Consider the following 16,055-nt stretch of genomic DNA (forward strand, 5'->3'; position numbering starts at 1 on the left):
AAACACCAAGGAGTCCATCCATGAAAGGTTCCCCGTCGTTGTTGTTGGCCGCCATGCTGAGTCTGCCGGTTCTGGCGCAAGCTGCAGAACCGGCCCAATGCAGCACCGTTAATTTCTCCGATGTCGGCTGGACTGACATTACCGTCACCACCGCCACCACCAGCGTCGTGCTCGATGCCCTCGGCTACAAAACCAAAACCACGATGATTTCCGTGCCGGTCACTTATAAATCCCTGGCCGACGGCAAGAACATGGACGTGTTCCTCGGTAACTGGATGCCGACCATGGAAAACGACATCAAGGCCTACCGTGAAGCGGGCACCGTGGAAACCGTGCGCGCCAACCTGGAAAACGCCAAATACACCCTCGCTGTGCCTGAGGAGTTGTATAACAAGGGCCTGAAAGATTTCGCCGACATCGCCAAATTCAAGAAGGAACTCGACGGCAAGATCTACGGCATCGAACCGGGCAATGACGGCAATCGCCTGATCCAGAGCATGATCGACAAGAACGCCTTCGGCTTGAAAGACGCCGGCTTCAAGGTGGTCGAGTCCAGCGAGGCCGGCATGCTCTCGCAGGTCGATCGCGCCCAGCGCCGCAACACCGCCGTGGTGTTCCTGGGCTGGGAACCGCATCCGATGAACACCCGATTCAAGATGAAATACCTGACCGGCGGCGACGATTTCTTCGGCCCCAACTTCGGTCAGGCGACCATCTTCACCAACACCCGCAAGGGCTACGTACAGGAATGCAGCAACGTTGGACAGCTGCTGAAAAACCTGGCGTTCACCCTCGACATGGAAAGCACGCTGATGGGCAACGTCCTGGACGACAAGATCAAGCCTGATGCGGCCGCCAGGGCCTGGCTGAAAAAGAATCCACAGGTGCTCGATACCTGGCTCGCTGGCGTCACCACCATTGACGGTAAACCTGGCCTGGAAGCCGTGAAAGCCAAGCTCGCTCAGCCTTGAATTCAGGAGCATCGCTTACGCCGGACGACTTCGGTCGTCCGGGCTGTTATTTCCTTGCATGCGGACGTTCACTACCATGCTGATTGATCAGAAAATCCCTTTAGGCCAGTACATCGCAGGCTTCGTTGAATGGTTGACGCAACACGGCGCCAACACCTTCGACGCCATCGCCTTGTCACTGGAAACGATGATCCACGGCGTGACGTTCGCGTTGACCTGGTTCAACCCGCTGGCATTGATCGGCCTCGTTGCGCTCCTCGCACATTTCATTCAACGAAAGTGGGGGCTGACGGTCTTTGTCATTGCCTCCTTTCTGCTGATCCTCAATCTGGGGTACTGGCAGGAAACCATGGAAACCCTCGCGCAGGTGCTGTTCGCCACCTTCGTGTGCGTGCTGATCGGCGTACCGTTGGGCATCGTCGCCGCGCACAAACCGATGTTCTACACCGTGATGCGGCCGGTGCTCGATCTGATGCAGACCGTGCCGACTTTCGTGTACCTCATTCCGACCCTGACCCTGTTCGGGCTGGGCGTAGTCCCGGGCCTGATCTCGACGGTGGTGTTCGCGATTGCCGCGCCGATCCGCCTGACTTACCTGGGCATTCGCGATGTCCCCCAGGAACTGATGGACGCCGGCAAAGCCTTCGGCTGCTCGCGCCGTCAACTGCTTTCACGGATCGAATTGCCCCACGCCATGCCAAGCATCGCGGCCGGGATCACCCAGTGCATCATGCTGTCGCTGTCGATGGTGGTGATCGCCGCACTGGTGGGCGCCGATGGCCTGGGCAAACCCGTGGTCAACGCACTGAACACTGCTGATATCGCCCTGGGCTTTGAAGCCGGCCTGGCGATCGTACTGCTGGCGATCATGCTCGACCGTATCTGCAAACAACCCGACGCTAAAGCAGGGGGTGACGCATGAGCATTATTCGCTTCGAAGACGTCGACGTAATCTTCACCAAGGATCCGCGCGAAGCGCTGAAACTGCTCGACCAAGGCATGACCCGCAATGAAATCCTGAAAAAAACCGGGCAGATCGTCGGCGTTGAAAAAGCCAGCCTGGACGTCGAGAGAGGTGAAATCTGCGTGCTGATGGGCCTGTCCGGCTCCGGCAAATCCAGCCTCTTGCGTTGCATCAACGGGCTCAACACCGTCAGCCGTGGCAAGTTGTTTGTCGAGCACGAAGGCAAGCAGATCGACATCGCTTCGTGCACCCCGGCCGAGCTGAAAATGATGCGCACCAAACGCATCGCCATGGTGTTCCAGAAATTCGCCCTGATGCCGTGGTTGACGGTGCGCGAGAACATCAGTTTCGGTCTGGAGATGCAGGGACGTCCGGAGAAGGAACGCAAGAAACTGGTCGATGAAAAACTCGAACTGGTGGGCCTGACCCAGTGGCGAAACAAGAAGCCCGATGAGCTTTCCGGCGGCATGCAGCAGCGTGTAGGCCTGGCCCGCGCTTTGGCGATGGACGCCGACATTCTGCTGATGGACGAACCGTTCTCGGCGCTCGACCCGCTGATCCGCCAGGGCTTGCAGGATGAACTGCTGGAGCTGCAACGCAAACTGAGCAAAACCATCGTCTTCGTCAGCCACGACCTTGATGAGGCGCTGAAACTGGGCAGCCGCATCGCGATCATGAAGGACGGGCGAATTATTCAGTACAGCAAACCGGAAGAAATCGTTCTGAACCCTGCGGACGATTATGTGCGCACGTTCGTCGCGCACACCAACCCGCTGAACGTTCTGTGCGGTCGCAGCCTGATGCGCACCCTGGACAACTGCAAACGCATCAACGGCTCGGTTTGCCTCGATCCGGGTGGCGATTCCTGGCTGGATCTGGCGGAAGGCAACACCATCAAAGGCGCCCGTCAAAATGGAGAAAGCCTGGATCTGCAGAACTGGATTCCGGGGCAAGCGGTGGAAGGTCTGGCGCGTCGTCCGACGCTGGTGGATTCCAGTATCGGCATGCGCGATGCGCTGCAGATTCGCTATCAGACGGGAAACAAACTGGTGTTGCACGACAACAATAAAGTGGTCGGAATTCTCGGCGACAGCGAGCTGTATCACGCGTTGCTGGGCAAAAATATGGGTTAACCCGTCGCACACAAAAACGCCGCGAGAGAATCGCGGCGTTTTTGTCAGGGCAGATATCTGGCTTCGCAGCAGACTCCTGTGGCGAGGGGGCTTGCCCCCGTTGGGCTGCGCAGCAGTCCCAGATCCATTCACCGTTATCTTGCTGAAACAACGCGTTATCCAGTTTTGGGGCCGCTTCGCAGCCCAACGGGGGCAAGCCCCCTCACCACAGCCCCCTCACCACAATGTATCTTGGGCGCACTTGCAACTCAGCTATAAACCCGCCCAAGAAGTTGGCGATGGCTTTCAAACTGATCGAGCACATCACGGGTGATCTGCTCCTGAGTGAAGCCCATCAAGTCATAATCCTGGCTGCCGTTGTGCAGGTAAACCTCGGCGCGGTAGTAACGTGCGCGCGGCTCCTCGGCACTTTCCGCCGACGCCGTATCACTCGCCGCCGCCAGATACCCATCCAGACTCACCTCATACACGAACGGATTGCCCTCCTCCATCTCGATGCGCAGGCCCATGCAGCGCTTGGCCTTGCCCAGCAACGTCTGCACATCAAGACCTTGGCCACGCAGTTGCGCGGCGGCATCTTCCAGCGCCGGGCTGACCTGCCTGTCCATGAAGCGCTGAACGATCGACTGGCTCGGCTGCAAGTCCAGCTGCGTCAGGCGCTCGCTGAAACCACGACGGCCACGGGCGGCCAACTCTGCTTGCTCCTGTTCGATCTGCACGTCCTGGCGCATGGCCTTGTGCAAGCCGAACATGAAGAAAACCAGCACCACCGAGAACGGCAGGCCCGCCAGCACCACCATGGTTTGCATGGCTTCGAAGTTGCCCGCAAACAGCAGACCGATGGTCACCAGCGTGATCACCACCGACCAGAAGATGCGCAACCAGTGCGGCGCATCTTCATCAACGTTGCCGCCCTTGCAGGAAAGGTTGGCCATCATCACCGCGCCGGAATCCGCCGGGGTCAGGAACAACACAAAACCGACGAAAATCGAAACGCCGATCACTATCTTCGAAGCAGGGTAATGCTCAAGCAGTTGGTAGATCGCCATGGACGGCTGTTCCAGCGCGGTCCTGCCGAGTTCCACCGCACCATGGTTCATCACCAGGTCCAGGGCCGAGTTGCCGAAGATCGACAGCCACGCCAGGGTGAAGCCCAACGGGATCAGCAGCACACCCGCGACCAGTTCACGCACGGTGCGACCACGGGAAATACGCGCGATGAACATGCCCACGAACGGAGCCCAGGAAATCCACCAGGCCCAGTAGAACAGGGTCCACAGCCCCATCCAGCGCTCGGTCTTCTGCCCGTCGCCTTCGTACACATAAAGATCGAAGGTCTTCAGCACGATGCCATTCAGGTAATCGCCAACGTTTTGCACAAAACCGTTAAGCAGGTGCAATGTCGGCCCGAACAGCAAGACGAAAATCAGCAAACCGCTGAACAGCACAATGTTCAGATTGGACAGACGACGGATGCCGTTTTCCACGCCAGATACCGCAGCGATGGTCGCCACGGTGCTCATCACAATGATCACGATCAGCAGATTGGTATTGCTGTGTTGCATGCCAAACAGGTTTTCCAGACCGGACGACACCTGCAGCGAACCGATCCCCAGGTTGGTCACCAGCCCCAGCAGCGTTACGAACATGCCAAAACCGTCCACCGCATGACCGGCCGCGCCCTTGACCCAACGCTCGCCGACCAGCGGATACAGCGCCGAGCGCAACGCCAGCGGCTGATTGTGCCGGTAAGCGAAATACGCCACCGCCAGACCGACCAATGCGTAAATCGCCCAACCGTGCAGGCCCCAGTGCAGGAACGTCAGTTGCACAGCCTGACGCGCGGCAGTGGTGCTGGCCGCAACGCCTTCCGGTGGATTGAAATAATGATCAAGCGGCTCGGAAGCGCCGAAATACAGCAGCGAAATGCCGATGCCCGACGAGAACAGCATCCCCGCCCAGGCGCCGTAGCTGAAGTCCGGTGTATCGTCCTTGCTGCCCAGCTTGAGTTTGCCGTAAGACGAAAACGCCAGGCCAACCACAAACACCAGATAAGCAGCGATGACCACCATGTAGTACCAGCCGAAACTGCGCGACAACCAGGCCTGCGCCGTGGCGAGCAGTCTGCCAGCCTCTTGCGGGGCAATGATCAGGATCACAGTCAACAGCAGAATCAGCGCGGTAGAGGTGTAAAACACCCAACCGTTGACCGTCACCTTCTCGGGCGGGGTCTTTATCAGAGAGGCAGAACTCATGGCACAGCGGCTCCGGCAGTACGAGAGAAAAACACAAGGCAACGCGGAACCCGAGCAATCGGTCAGTTGGCAGCCGACAGACGGGTGATATAAAGACGTCCCCACTACGGCCAAACCGTGGAAGCACCGTGGCTTGCAGGTTTCCAGCCGTTTGGAGAGTCGTATCTGCGCCATTTACACGTAGGAAAAAGCTGTAAGCAGCGACGATTTGTCGCAGAGCTTATTCTTTGTTGATTGAACGTTCAATCAAAACAAAATAGACTGGCCCTCAATCCGATAGACGCGAGCCGTCTGCCGGAAGGCCTAAGGAGATGTGCAAGATGCCCAAGGTCGGTATGCAACCCATCCGCCGTCAGCAATTGATCGAAGCCACGATGCAGGCCGTAGATCAAGTCGGCATGGGGGATGCCAGCATTGCGCTGATCGCCCGTTTGGCCGGTGTCTCGAACGGCATCATCAGTCATTACTTTCAGGACAAGAACGGCCTGATCGCTGCCACGGCGCAGCACCTGATGAGCGTCCTCAGCGAGAACGTCACCGCGCGTCGTCAGGCGCTGACAGATGACAGCCCGCGCGCGCATCTTCAGGTGATTATCGAAGGCAACTTCGACGCCAGCCAGGTCAATGGCCCGGCAATGAAAACCTGGCTGGCCTTCTGGGCCACCAGCATGCACCACCCGTCATTGCACAGGTTGCAGCGGATCAACGATCACCGCCTGTATTCCAACCTGTGCTGCCAGTTCCGCCGTGTATTGCCGCTCAATGACGCGCGCAGTGCAGCACGTGGCCTGGCTGCTTTGATTGACGGTTTGTGGTTGCGCGGAGCGCTGTCGGGAGATGCTTTCGACACTGCCCAGGCGCTCCGGATCGCTTACGAATACATGGATTTTCAATTGGCCAAGCAGGTGAGTTAGAGCACACAGAATCGCTCTGCCCCTGAACTGCCACTGACCAGCGATGCCCGACGCTATAGGGCATCGCCCGGTGGTTAACGCCAACCACTTATGCACTTGCGAGGACACTATGGCCCGTTTCGAACTGCAAAAACTCTACATCGATGGCGGCTACTCTGACGCCAGCAGCGACGCCACTTTCGAAGCCATCAACCCGGCTACCGGTGAAGTCCTCGCAAACGTCCAGCGTGCGACCAAAGACGACGTTGAACGCGCCGTGGTCAGCGCCGAAAAAGGCCAGAAGATCTGGGCTGCGATGACCGCCATGGAGCGTTCGCGCATCCTGCGTCGTGCCGTTGATATCCTGCGCGAGCGCAACGATGAACTGGCTGCCCTGGAAACCCTGGACACCGGTAAATCCTTCTCCGAAACCAAATACGTCGACATCGTCACCGGCGCCGACGTACTGGAATACTACGCAGGCCTGGTGCCAGCTATCGAAGGCGAGCAGATTCCATTGCGCGATACTTCGTTCGTCTACACCCGTCGCGAGCCGCTGGGCGTTGTTGCCGGTATTGGCGCGTGGAACTACCCGATCCAGATCGCGCTGTGGAAATCCGCACCCGCCCTGGCCGCCGGTAACGCAATGATCTTCAAGCCGAGCGAAGTCACTTCCCTGACCACGCTGAAACTGGCCGAGATCTACACCGAAGCAGGCGTCCCGGCGGGCGTGTTCAACGTGCTGACCGGCAGCGGTCGTGAAGTCGGCACCTGGCTGACCGAGCACCCGCGCATCGAAAAAATCTCCTTCACCGGCGGCACCGACACCGGCAAGAAGGTCATGGCCAGCGCTTCGGCTTCGTCGCTCAAAGACGTGACCATGGAACTGGGCGGCAAGTCCCCGCTGATCATTTTCGATGACGCCGACCTCGATCGTGCCGCCGACACCGCGATGATGGCCAACTTCTACAGCTCCGGTCAGGTCTGCACCAACGGCACGCGCGTATTCGTCCCGAGCCACCTGAAAGCCGCCTTCGAAGCGAAGATCGCCGAGCGCGTTGCGCGCATCCGTATCGGTAACCCGCAAGACGAAAACACCAACTTCGGCCCGCTGGTCAGCTTCGCCCACATGGAAAGCGTGTTGGGCTACATCGCCAAAGGCAAGGAAGAAGGCGCTCGCGTACTGTGCGGCGGCGATCGTCTGACTGACGGCGAATTCGCCAAAGGCGCCTTCGTGGCCCCGACCGTGTTCACCGACTGCACCGACGAAATGACCATCGTACGCGAGGAAATCTTCGGCCCGGTGATGAGCATCCTGACCTACGAAACCGAAGAAGAAGTGATCCGTCGTGCCAACGACACCGACTTCGGTCTGGCCGCCGGCATCGTCACCAAAGACCTGAACCGCGCACACCGCGTGATTCATCAACTGGAAGCCGGTATCTGCTGGATCAACGCCTGGGGCGAATCCGACGCGAAGATGCCGGTCGGTGGCTACAAGCAGTCGGGCGTGGGGCGTGAGAACGGGATCAGCTCGCTGAACAACTTCACGCGCATCAAATCGGTACAGGTCGAACTGGGCGATTACGCCTCGGTTTTCTGATCTGCGCACAGTCTGGAGTGAACGCCATTGTGGCGAGGGGACTTGTCCCCGTTGGGCTGCTTAGCAGCCCCCACCCAGACACCGCGACTCTTCAGATAGAACCAGTCGCTGGTTTACGACTGCTGCGCAGCCGGACGGGGCGATGCGACGATTCGCTAAATCCCCTCGCCACAGGTGCGCAGCACTCGCCTGACCTGACCAACTTCAAAGAGGGTGCATTCAATGTCCCAAGAATTCGATTACATCATTATCGGTGCTGGTTCGGCCGGTAACACTCTGGCGACCCGTCTGACTGAAGACCAAGGCGTCACCGTTCTGCTGCTCGAAGCCGGCGGCCCTGACTATCGTCTCGACTTCCGCACGCAGATGCCGGCTGCCCTGGCATTCCCGCTGCAAGGCCGACGCTATAACTGGGCGTATGAAACCGATCCGGAACCCCACATGAACGGGCGTCGCATGGAATGTGGCCGCGGCAAGGGCCTGGGTGGTTCCTCGCTGATCAACGGCATGTGCTACATCCGCGGCAACGCCATGGACTACGACAACTGGGCGAAATTGCCAGGTCTGGAAGACTGGGATTACCTGAACTGTCTGCCGTACTTCCGCAAAGCGGAAAGCCGCGACATCGGTGCCAACGACTATCACGGCGGTGATGGCCCGGTCAGCGTGACCACGCCAAAAGCGGGCAACAATCCGCTGTTCCACGCGATGGTTGAAGCCGGCGTGCAAGCGGGTTATCCGCGCACTGAAGACTTGAACGGGTACCAGCAGGAAGGCTTCGGTCCGATGGACCGAACCGTCACGCCGAACGGCCGCCGGGCCAGCACCGCGCGCGGATACCTGGACGTCGCCAAGAAGCGCTCCACCCTGACCATCGTCACCCACGCCCTGACCGACAAGATCCTGTTCGAAGGCAAACGTGCGGTCGGCGTGCGTTACCTGATCGGCGCTGCAGAAGAACGCGTCGAAGCTCGCGCGCGCAAGGAAGTGCTGCTGTGCTCCGGCGCCATCGCTTCGCCGCAAATCCTGCAACGCTCCGGTGTCGGCCCGGCCGAGCTGCTGAACAAGCTCGACATCCCGGTGGTCCACGACCTGCCAGGCGTCGGCGAAAACCTGCAGGATCACCTCGAGCTGTATCTGCAATATGCCTGCACCCAACCGGTCTCGCTGTACCCGTCGCTGCTCTGGTACAACCAGCCGGCCATCGGTGCCGAGTGGCTGTTCAACGGCAGCGGCATCGGCGCCAGCAACCAGTTCGAAGCCGGCGGTTTCATCCGCAGCAGCCCTGATTTCGAATGGCCGAACATCCAGTACCACTTCCTGCCGGTGGCGATTAACTACAACGGCAGTAACGGTGTGAAAGAGCACGGCTTCCAGGCGCACATGGGCTCCATGCGTTCGCCAAGCCGTGGTCGCGTACAGGCCAAATCGAAGGACCCGCGCGAGTACCCGAGCATCCTCTTCAACTACATGGCCTGCGAGCAGGACTGGCAGGAATTCCGCGATGGCATCCGCCTGACCCGGGAAATCATGCAGCAACCCGCGCTGGACGCTTACCGTGGCCGTGAAATCAGCCCGGGCATCGACGTGCAGACCGATGAGCAGCTCGACACGTTCATTCGCGAACACGCCGAAACCGCGTTCCACCCGTCCTGCTCGTGCAAGATGGGCACTGACGAAATGGCCGTGGTCGATGGGGAAGGTCGAGTCCATGGCATACAGAGCCTGCGCGTGGTCGATGCCTCGATCATGCCGATCATCACCACCGGCAACCTGAACGCTCCGACAATCATGATCGCCGAGAAAATCGCCGACAAGATCCGTGGTCGCCAGCCCCTGCCGCGCAGCACGGCAGATTACTACGTGGCCGGCGATGCTCCGGTGCGTGGCAAGCCGTTGCGCGATGTGAGCCTGACTGCACAGTAAGGCGTGATACCGAGTCGCGGCCATCGCGAGCAGGCTCACTCCTACAGGTGATCTTCAGTGAACGCAGATACTGTGAACACCGAAGCTCACCTGTAGGAGTGAGCCTGCTCGCGATGGGGTCCGCCTCAACAACATTTTCCCAACGGATACACCCCAACAATCCCGCCCACCCTTGATCTACCCCACGCCCAGGCCTAATCTAGCGCCACGCAAACGTTTCACCCCCTCGCGACATCGCTGCATCGCCACTGCATACCAGGGAGGTTCCCGAATGTTCGATTTCCACCCCCAGCTCCAGCAGCGCTTTGCTGCGTTGCGCACGGGCGCTGAATTCTTTTCGCTGCGTTATGTGCGCGAGTCCGGTCAGCATCTGTCGGTGCGCAAGAACGTTGCCGAACCTCCCAGCCTCAGCCGTGACGAGGGCGCGATGCTGACGGTGCGCGTCAACGGCGTTGAGGCCTATGCCGCGACTAACGACCTGTCGCAGACCGGCTTGCAAAGCGCGCTGGAAAAAGCCGAGCAGCAAGCCCGCCGACTGAAACCGCACGCCCTGCTCGATCTGCGTGAGCAAAGAGTTTCCAGCGAGCGCGCCGATTACTTTTCGCCAAACCTCGACCAGCCGTTTCCATCCCTGAGCGATTGCTACCAACTGCTTGGTGCCGAGTCCGCCTCCGTCCCGAAGGATGAGCGACTGGTGAACTGGCAAGTCAGCATTGGCATCACCTACGTCGAGCAGATCTACCTCAACAGCGCAGGTGCCGAGTTGCGCCAGGCTCAGCGTTTTGTCTATCCGGGCCTCGACGTGACGGCCTACGACGGCCACGACAGCCAGACCCGCAGCCTCGGCCGCGAGAACTTCGGTCAGCAAGGCAGCGCCGATGTGATCAGTCGTTGCGGGTTGATCGGCGCGGGCCCGACCGTTGCAGATCAGGCGCTGCAATTGTTGTTGGCCCCCAACACTCCGCAAGGGCCGCGCGACCTGCTGTTGATGCCGGACCAGATGATGCTGCAGATCCACGAATCCATCGGCCACCCGCTGGAGCTCGACCGTATTTTGGGCGACGAGCGCAATTATGCGGGCACCAGTTTCGTCAAAGCCGAAGACTTCGGCCACCTGCAATATGGTTCGAAACTGCTCAATGTCACGTTCGACCCGGACATCCCGGAACAACTGGCGAGCTACGGCCATGACGACGATGGCACTGCCGCCAGCAAGCAATTCCTCATCAGGGAAGGTGTGCTGCTGCGACCATTGGGCGGTGCGCTGTCGCAATTTCGCGCGGGTATGGACGGTGTCGCCAACAGTCGCGCGTGCGGCTGGAACCGTCCGCCAATCGATCGCATGGCCAACCTCAATATCGAGCCCGGTGATCAACCCCTGGAGCAACTGATTGGCAACATCGAACACGGCATATTGATGAGCACCAACCGTTCGTGGTCGATCGACGATGCGCGCAACAAATTCCAGTTTGGCTGCGAATGGGGCCAGTTGATCGAAAACGGCGAGCTCAAAGGCGTGGTGAAAAATCCGAACTACCGGGCGATTTCCGCGCACTTCTGGAAAAGTCTCAGTGCGGTCGGCGACGCCAGCACGTTCAAGGTTCTGGGTACGCCGAACTGTGGCAAGGGCGAGCCAAACCAGGTGATCCGCGTGGGCCATGCCTCGCCTGCGTGCGTGTTCAGCCAGGTCGATGTATTCGGGGGAGATGCCTGATGAACGTTTTGAAAAGCCAGGCCGAATCGTTCAAGACGCTGGTCACCTGGCTGCGCGACGCGATTCGCGAACCGGAACAATTCACCCTCAGCTACGCCGCCGAGTCATCGGCCTTTGTGCGTTTCAACCACGCCAAGGTGCGTCAGGCTGGCCAGGTGCAGCAAGCGAGCGTCGGCTTCAAACTGATCAACGACGGACGTCACGCCGACCTCGACATCACGCTGTCGGGCGATACGCAGGTCGACGTTCAGCGGCTGGCCGAAGGTCTGCAACAACTGCGCGAAACCTTGCCGCTGTTGCCGGCGGACCCTTACCTGCTGCTCAATCACAACGGCTGGCAGAGCAAGAACGTGCAGGACCATCCGCTGCCGGATACCGCACAAGTGGTCGCCGAGATCGCCCAGGCCGCCGAAGGTCTGGACCTGGTCGGGTTCTACGCCGCAGGGCCGATCAGCCGTGGCTTCGCCAGTTCCTCGGGTGCTTTCGGCTGGCATCAGGCGAACAGCTTCAATTTCGACTTCAGCCTGTTTCACGAAAACGGTCAGGCGGTAAAAGCCAGTTACGCCGGGCATGACTGGAACAGCGAAGGATTTGCCAAACGCTTTCAGCTGGCGCGCGAGCAGCTGGCGTTTCTCGGCCGTCCGTTGCGCACGCTGGCACCGGGGCAATACCGCGCATACCTGGCGCCGGCGGCCATGGAAGAAATCATGGGCATGCTGAGCTGGGGTGGATTTTCCGCGCAGTCAATCGCCAGCAAGAGCAGCGCGTTGCAAAAACTCTACGCAGGCGAGAGTGCATTCAGCCCGCTGGTATCGCTGGAGGAAAAAGTCAGCGGTTCGTTGAGCCCGGCGTTTTCCGGCGAGGGTTATCCGCGTGGCGATCTGGGATTGATCGTCCACGGTCAGGCCGGGGCGCAAATGGTCAGTTCACGCAGTGCGGCCGAATATGGCCTGACCGCCAATGGCGCCGGCGCGGGCGAGATGCCGAGCGCCTTGAACATGGCTGCGGGAACATTGGCCGATGCGCAGATTCTCAAACAGTTGGGAACCGGGCTGTATATCAGCAATCTGTGGTATCTGAACTATTCGGATCAACCTGCCGCGCGCATGACCGGCATGACCCGGTTTGCGACGTTCTGGGTCGAGAACGGCGAGATTCAGGCGCCGGTCAGTACGATGCGTTTTGATGACAGTGCTTTCAGTCTGCTCGGTTCGCAGCTGGAAGCGTTGACCGAGCAGCGTGAATTGTTACTGTCGGCGAGTACCTACAGTCAGCGGGCAACGGCCTCGGCGTTATTGCCGGGCGCGTTGATCAGCAAACTGACTCTGACCCTGTAAACACAAAATCTGTGGCGAGGGGGCTTGCCCCCGTGGGGCTGCAAAGCAGCCGTAAACCCCGCGAAATGCAGCCTGTCTGAAGAACGCGTTTGCCGATCCAGGGCCGCTGCGCAGCCAAACGGGGGCAAGCCCCCTCGCCACAGCGGTCAGTGCCGGCCATAGCTTGCATTAACTCCATTTCCCTCAAGAGGTCCCATGCCCAACCGCCTGCCTCTCGACGCCGTCACCGCACGCTGGATTCCGTGGGTGGTCGCGATCGCGTTCTTCATGCAATCGCTGGACGGGACGATCCTCAACACTGCCCTGCCGGCCATGGCCCGCGATCTGGCGGAAGACCCGCTGCGCATGCAGGGTGTGATCATCGCCTACATGCTCACCGTCGCGTTGCTGATCCCCGCCTCGGGCTGGATCGCCGACCGCTTCGGCACCAAGAAAATCTTCTTCAGCGCAATCCTCCTGTTCAGTGTTGGCTCGCTGTTATGCGCAATGTCGAGCAGCCTCGGCATGCTGATCGGCGCGAGGGTGATTCAGGGGCTGGGCGGCGCGCTGATGCTGCCGGTCGGGCGTCTGGTGGTGCTGCGCGCGTATCCGCGTTCGGAACTGGTGCGGATCATGGGCTTCATCACCATCCCCGGACTGCTCGGCCCATTGCTGGGCCCGACCACCGGCGGCTGGATGGTCGAATACCTGTCTTGGCACTGGATCTTTCTGCTCAATCTGCCGGTCGGCGTGATCGGTTGCTACGCCGTGTGGAAATTCATTCCCGACCTGCGCGGCACGGAGCGCACGCGCTTCGACGGTATCGGTTTTGTGCTGTTCGGTGCGGCGATGGTGCTGATCACCGTCGCCATGGAAGGTCTTGGTGAATTGCATCTGCCGCACTTGCGCGTGATGTTGCTGCTGTTCGCAGGCATGGCGTGCCTGGCCGCGTACTGGCTGCGCGCCGGGCACATCGACAATCCGCTGTTTGCGCCGTCGCTGTTTAAAACCCGCACATTTGCCGTCGGCATTCTCGGCAATCTGTTCGCGCGACTGGGCAGCGGCGCGTTGCCGTTTCTGGTGCCGTTGTTGCTGCAAGTGGCGTTGGGTTATTCGCCTTCTCAGGCTGGCATGAGCATGTTGCCGCTGGCGGCTGCGGCGATGGTCGCCAAGTCGGTGGCGCGGCCGCTGATCGAGCGTTTTGGCTACCGCATCGTGCTGACCGGCAACACGCTGGCGTTAGGCGTGATGCTGGCGAGCATGGGTCTGGTCAGCGCGCAGACGCCCTATTGGTTATTGCTCGGCATGCTGGCAGTGCTGGGGGCGATCAACTCGCTGCAGTTTACCGCGATGAACACCGTGACCCTGATCGACCTCGATGACGCCAGCGCGAGCAGCGGCAACAGCCTGTTGTCGGTGGTCGCGCAATTGTCGCTGAGCCTGGGCGTCGCCTGTGCCGGCGCGCTGCTCGGCGGCTTCACGGCGCAAGTCGGCAATGATGGCGTGGACACGGTGTTGGGCGCGTTCCAATTGACCTTCGTCACGGTCGGCATCATGGCGATGCTGGCGGCGACGATCTTTTCGCAGCTGTCGGCAAAAGATGGTCGACGCATAGTCAGCCGCGAGCACGACATCGAGCACTGACCTTTGTAGCAGCTGCCGAGGCACGAAGGCTGCGTCGCGTGTCCGCAGGACCGCCCTCGGGGGCCGCTTCGCAGCCCGACGCAGCCTCGTACCTGGGCAGCTGCTACAGGCGGCTGCTACGACTGCTCGTCCATAATTTGCAGCTGGAGAGCACGGGACTGATACACTGCGCGACATTTTGTTTTGCAGGCCAGTCCCGTGACCACCATTGCCACCGCTTTTAATACTTTGCCGCTGTCCGCCGCCATGCTGGCTAACCTCGACTCCCTCGGTTATGCCCAGATGACGCCGATCCAGGCGCAAAGCTTGCCGGTGATCCTCAAAGGGATGGATCTGATCGCCCAGGCCAAGACCGGCAGCGGCAAGACCGCCGCCTTCGGTATTGGCCTGCTGAACCCGATCAATCCGCGCTTCTTCGGTTGCCAGGCGCTGGTCATTTGTCCGACGCGCGAGCTGGCTGACCAGGTCGCCAAGGAAATCCGTCGACTGGCCCGCGCCGAAGACAACATCAAGGTGCTGACCCTGTGCGGCGGCGTGTCCTTCGGCCCGCAGATCGGTTCGCTGGAACATGGCGCGCACATCATCGTTGGCACCCCGGGCCGCATCCAGCAGCACCTGCGCAAAGGTTCGCTGATATTGCACGGCCTTAACACGCTGATCCTCGACGAAGCCGACCGCATGCTCGACATGGGTTTCTACGACTCCATCGAAGAAATCATCGCGCAGTGCCCGGAGCGACGGCAGACACTGCTGTTCTCCGCCACGTACCCGGTGGGCATCAAGCAGCTGGCCTCCAAGTTCATGCGCAACCCGCAAATCGTCAAAGCCGAAGCGTTCCACGACGATACGCAGATCGAACAGCGCTTCTACGAAATCTCCCCTGAAGAGCGCATGGACGCGGTGGTCAAAGTCCTCGCGCATCACCGCCCGGCCTCGTGCGTCGCGTTTTGCTTCACCAAGCAGCAGGTTCAGGAAACCGTCGATCACCTGACTTCCAAAGGCATCTCGGCCGTCGGCCTGCACGGCGATCTGGAACAGCGTGATCGTGATCAGGTGCTGGCGATGTTCGCCAACCGCAGCACCTCGGTGCTGGTAGCCACCGATGTCGCCGCGCGCGGCCTGGACATTGATGCGCTGGACATGGTGATCAATGTCGAGCTGGCCCGTGATTCGGAAATCCACATTCACCGTGTTGGCCGTACCGGTCGTGCCGGTGAGAAAGGCATCGCGATCAGCCTGGTCGCACCGTCCGAAGCGCACCGCGCCCAGGCCATCGAGCAACTGCAGAAGTCGCCGTTGAGCTGGGATCAGCTGGACAACCTCAAGTCTCAGGGCGGCGGCCCATTGCTGCCGCAGATGAGCACGCTGGTGATTGGCGCCGGTCGTAAAGACAAGGTGCGTCCGGGTGACATCCTGGGCGCATTGACTGGCGATGCCGGGATTCCGGGCGCTCAGGTCGGCAAGATCGCGATCTTCGATTTTCAGGCCTATGTGGCCGTTGAACGCGCGGTGGCCAAGCAGGCCGTGCAGCGCCTGAACGACGGCAAGATCAAGGGCCGTTCGTTGCGCGTGCGTATTTTGTAAGGGAATTCGCACTGACAACGAGCCCTTGTGGGAGCGAGCTTGCTCGCGATGA

11 protein-coding genes are annotated in these 16,055 nt (G+C 60.3%); 10 read left to right on the forward strand and 1 reads right to left on the reverse strand.

Going from position 1 to position 16,055, the window contains the following annotated elements; all coding sequences use genetic code 11:
- Positions 1-20 precede the first annotated feature (20 nt).
- The 3 genes from ACYZT1_RS23270 (at position 21) to choV (ending at position 3,068) form a co-directional block, all read left to right on the forward strand.
- The gene (locus ACYZT1_RS23270) at positions 21-971 is read left to right on the forward strand and encodes a choline ABC transporter substrate-binding protein (RefSeq protein ID WP_462016875.1); all 951 of its coding nucleotides are present in this window, start codon (positions 21-23) and stop codon (positions 969-971) included.
- A gap of 76 nt (positions 972-1,047) precedes the next feature.
- Positions 1,048-1,893: a choline ABC transporter permease subunit gene (gene choW / locus ACYZT1_RS23275; RefSeq protein WP_462016876.1), complete on the forward strand. Its 846-nt coding sequence runs from the start codon at positions 1,048-1,050 to the stop codon at positions 1,891-1,893.
- The gene (gene choV / locus ACYZT1_RS23280; RefSeq protein WP_462016877.1) at positions 1,890-3,068 is read left to right on the forward strand and encodes a choline ABC transporter ATP-binding protein; all 1,179 of its coding nucleotides are present in this window, start codon (positions 1,890-1,892) and stop codon (positions 3,066-3,068) included. The genes choW and choV overlap by 4 nt, the downstream gene beginning before the upstream one ends.
- 248 nt (positions 3,069-3,316) lie before the next feature.
- Here the strand turns inward: choV and betT are convergent, their stop codons facing one another.
- The gene (gene betT / locus ACYZT1_RS23285; RefSeq protein WP_462016878.1) at positions 3,317-5,323 is read right to left on the reverse strand and encodes a choline BCCT transporter BetT; all 2,007 of its coding nucleotides are present in this window, start codon (positions 5,321-5,323) and stop codon (positions 3,317-3,319) included.
- A gap of 320 nt (positions 5,324-5,643) precedes the next feature.
- On the opposite strand from betT, the gene betI reads away from it, so the two are divergent.
- The 7 genes from betI to dbpA all read left to right on the forward strand — a co-directional run bounded on the left by betI (position 5,644) and on the right by dbpA (position 16,003).
- Positions 5,644-6,237, forward strand: a complete 594-nt coding sequence (gene betI, locus ACYZT1_RS23290; RefSeq protein ID WP_462016879.1) for a transcriptional regulator BetI — start codon at positions 5,644-5,646, stop codon at positions 6,235-6,237.
- Between the two features lie 109 nt (positions 6,238-6,346).
- The gene (betB, locus tag ACYZT1_RS23295) at positions 6,347-7,819 is read left to right on the forward strand and encodes a betaine-aldehyde dehydrogenase (protein WP_462016880.1); all 1,473 of its coding nucleotides are present in this window, start codon (positions 6,347-6,349) and stop codon (positions 7,817-7,819) included.
- Between the two features lie 222 nt (positions 7,820-8,041).
- Positions 8,042-9,745 carry a choline dehydrogenase gene (gene betA, locus ACYZT1_RS23300; protein WP_462016881.1) on the forward strand — a complete coding sequence of 568 codons (1,704 nt, stop codon included), beginning with the start codon at positions 8,042-8,044 and terminating at the stop codon, positions 9,743-9,745.
- A gap of 271 nt (positions 9,746-10,016) precedes the next feature.
- Positions 10,017-11,459 carry a TldD/PmbA family protein gene (locus ACYZT1_RS23305; RefSeq protein WP_462016882.1) on the forward strand — a complete coding sequence of 481 codons (1,443 nt, stop codon included), beginning with the start codon at positions 10,017-10,019 and terminating at the stop codon, positions 11,457-11,459.
- The gene (locus tag ACYZT1_RS23310; RefSeq protein WP_462016883.1) at positions 11,459-12,796 is read left to right on the forward strand and encodes a TldD/PmbA family protein; all 1,338 of its coding nucleotides are present in this window, start codon (positions 11,459-11,461) and stop codon (positions 12,794-12,796) included. The genes ACYZT1_RS23305 and ACYZT1_RS23310 overlap by 1 nt, the downstream gene beginning before the upstream one ends.
- Before the next feature lie 195 nt (positions 12,797-12,991).
- A complete protein-coding gene (gene mdtD, locus ACYZT1_RS23315; RefSeq protein WP_462016884.1) occupies positions 12,992-14,419 on the forward strand; it encodes a multidrug transporter subunit MdtD in 1,428 nt (475 codons plus the stop codon).
- Between the two features lie 246 nt (positions 14,420-14,665).
- Complete coding sequence (dbpA, locus tag ACYZT1_RS23320) at positions 14,666-16,003, forward strand: ATP-dependent RNA helicase DbpA (RefSeq protein ID WP_462019308.1); 1,338 nt, start codon at positions 14,666-14,668, stop codon at positions 16,001-16,003.
- Positions 16,004-16,055: the final 52 nt, after the last annotated feature.

It is taken from the genome of Pseudomonas sp. PB3P13 (assembly GCF_054897735.1).

Coding starts and splice junctions, on each gene's coding strand:
- ACYZT1_RS23270 (WP_462016875.1), top strand. CDS start 21: ATGAAAGGTTCCCCGTCGTTGTTGTTGGCCGCCATGCTGAGTCTGCCG.
- choW (WP_462016876.1), top strand. CDS start 1,048: ATGCTGATTGATCAGAAAATCCCTTTAGGCCAGTACATCGCAGGCTTC.
- choV (WP_462016877.1), top strand. CDS start 1,890: ATGAGCATTATTCGCTTCGAAGACGTCGACGTAATCTTCACCAAGGAT.
- betT (WP_462016878.1), bottom strand. CDS start 5,323: ATGAGTTCTGCCTCTCTGATAAAGACCCCGCCCGAGAAGGTGACGGTC.
- betI (WP_462016879.1), top strand. CDS start 5,644: ATGCCCAAGGTCGGTATGCAACCCATCCGCCGTCAGCAATTGATCGAA.
- betB (WP_462016880.1), top strand. CDS start 6,347: ATGGCCCGTTTCGAACTGCAAAAACTCTACATCGATGGCGGCTACTCT.
- betA (WP_462016881.1), top strand. CDS start 8,042: ATGTCCCAAGAATTCGATTACATCATTATCGGTGCTGGTTCGGCCGGT.
- ACYZT1_RS23305 (WP_462016882.1), top strand. CDS start 10,017: ATGTTCGATTTCCACCCCCAGCTCCAGCAGCGCTTTGCTGCGTTGCGC.
- ACYZT1_RS23310 (WP_462016883.1), top strand. CDS start 11,459: ATGAACGTTTTGAAAAGCCAGGCCGAATCGTTCAAGACGCTGGTCACC.
- mdtD (WP_462016884.1), top strand. CDS start 12,992: ATGCCCAACCGCCTGCCTCTCGACGCCGTCACCGCACGCTGGATTCCG.
- dbpA (WP_462019308.1), top strand. CDS start 14,666: ATGCTGGCTAACCTCGACTCCCTCGGTTATGCCCAGATGACGCCGATC.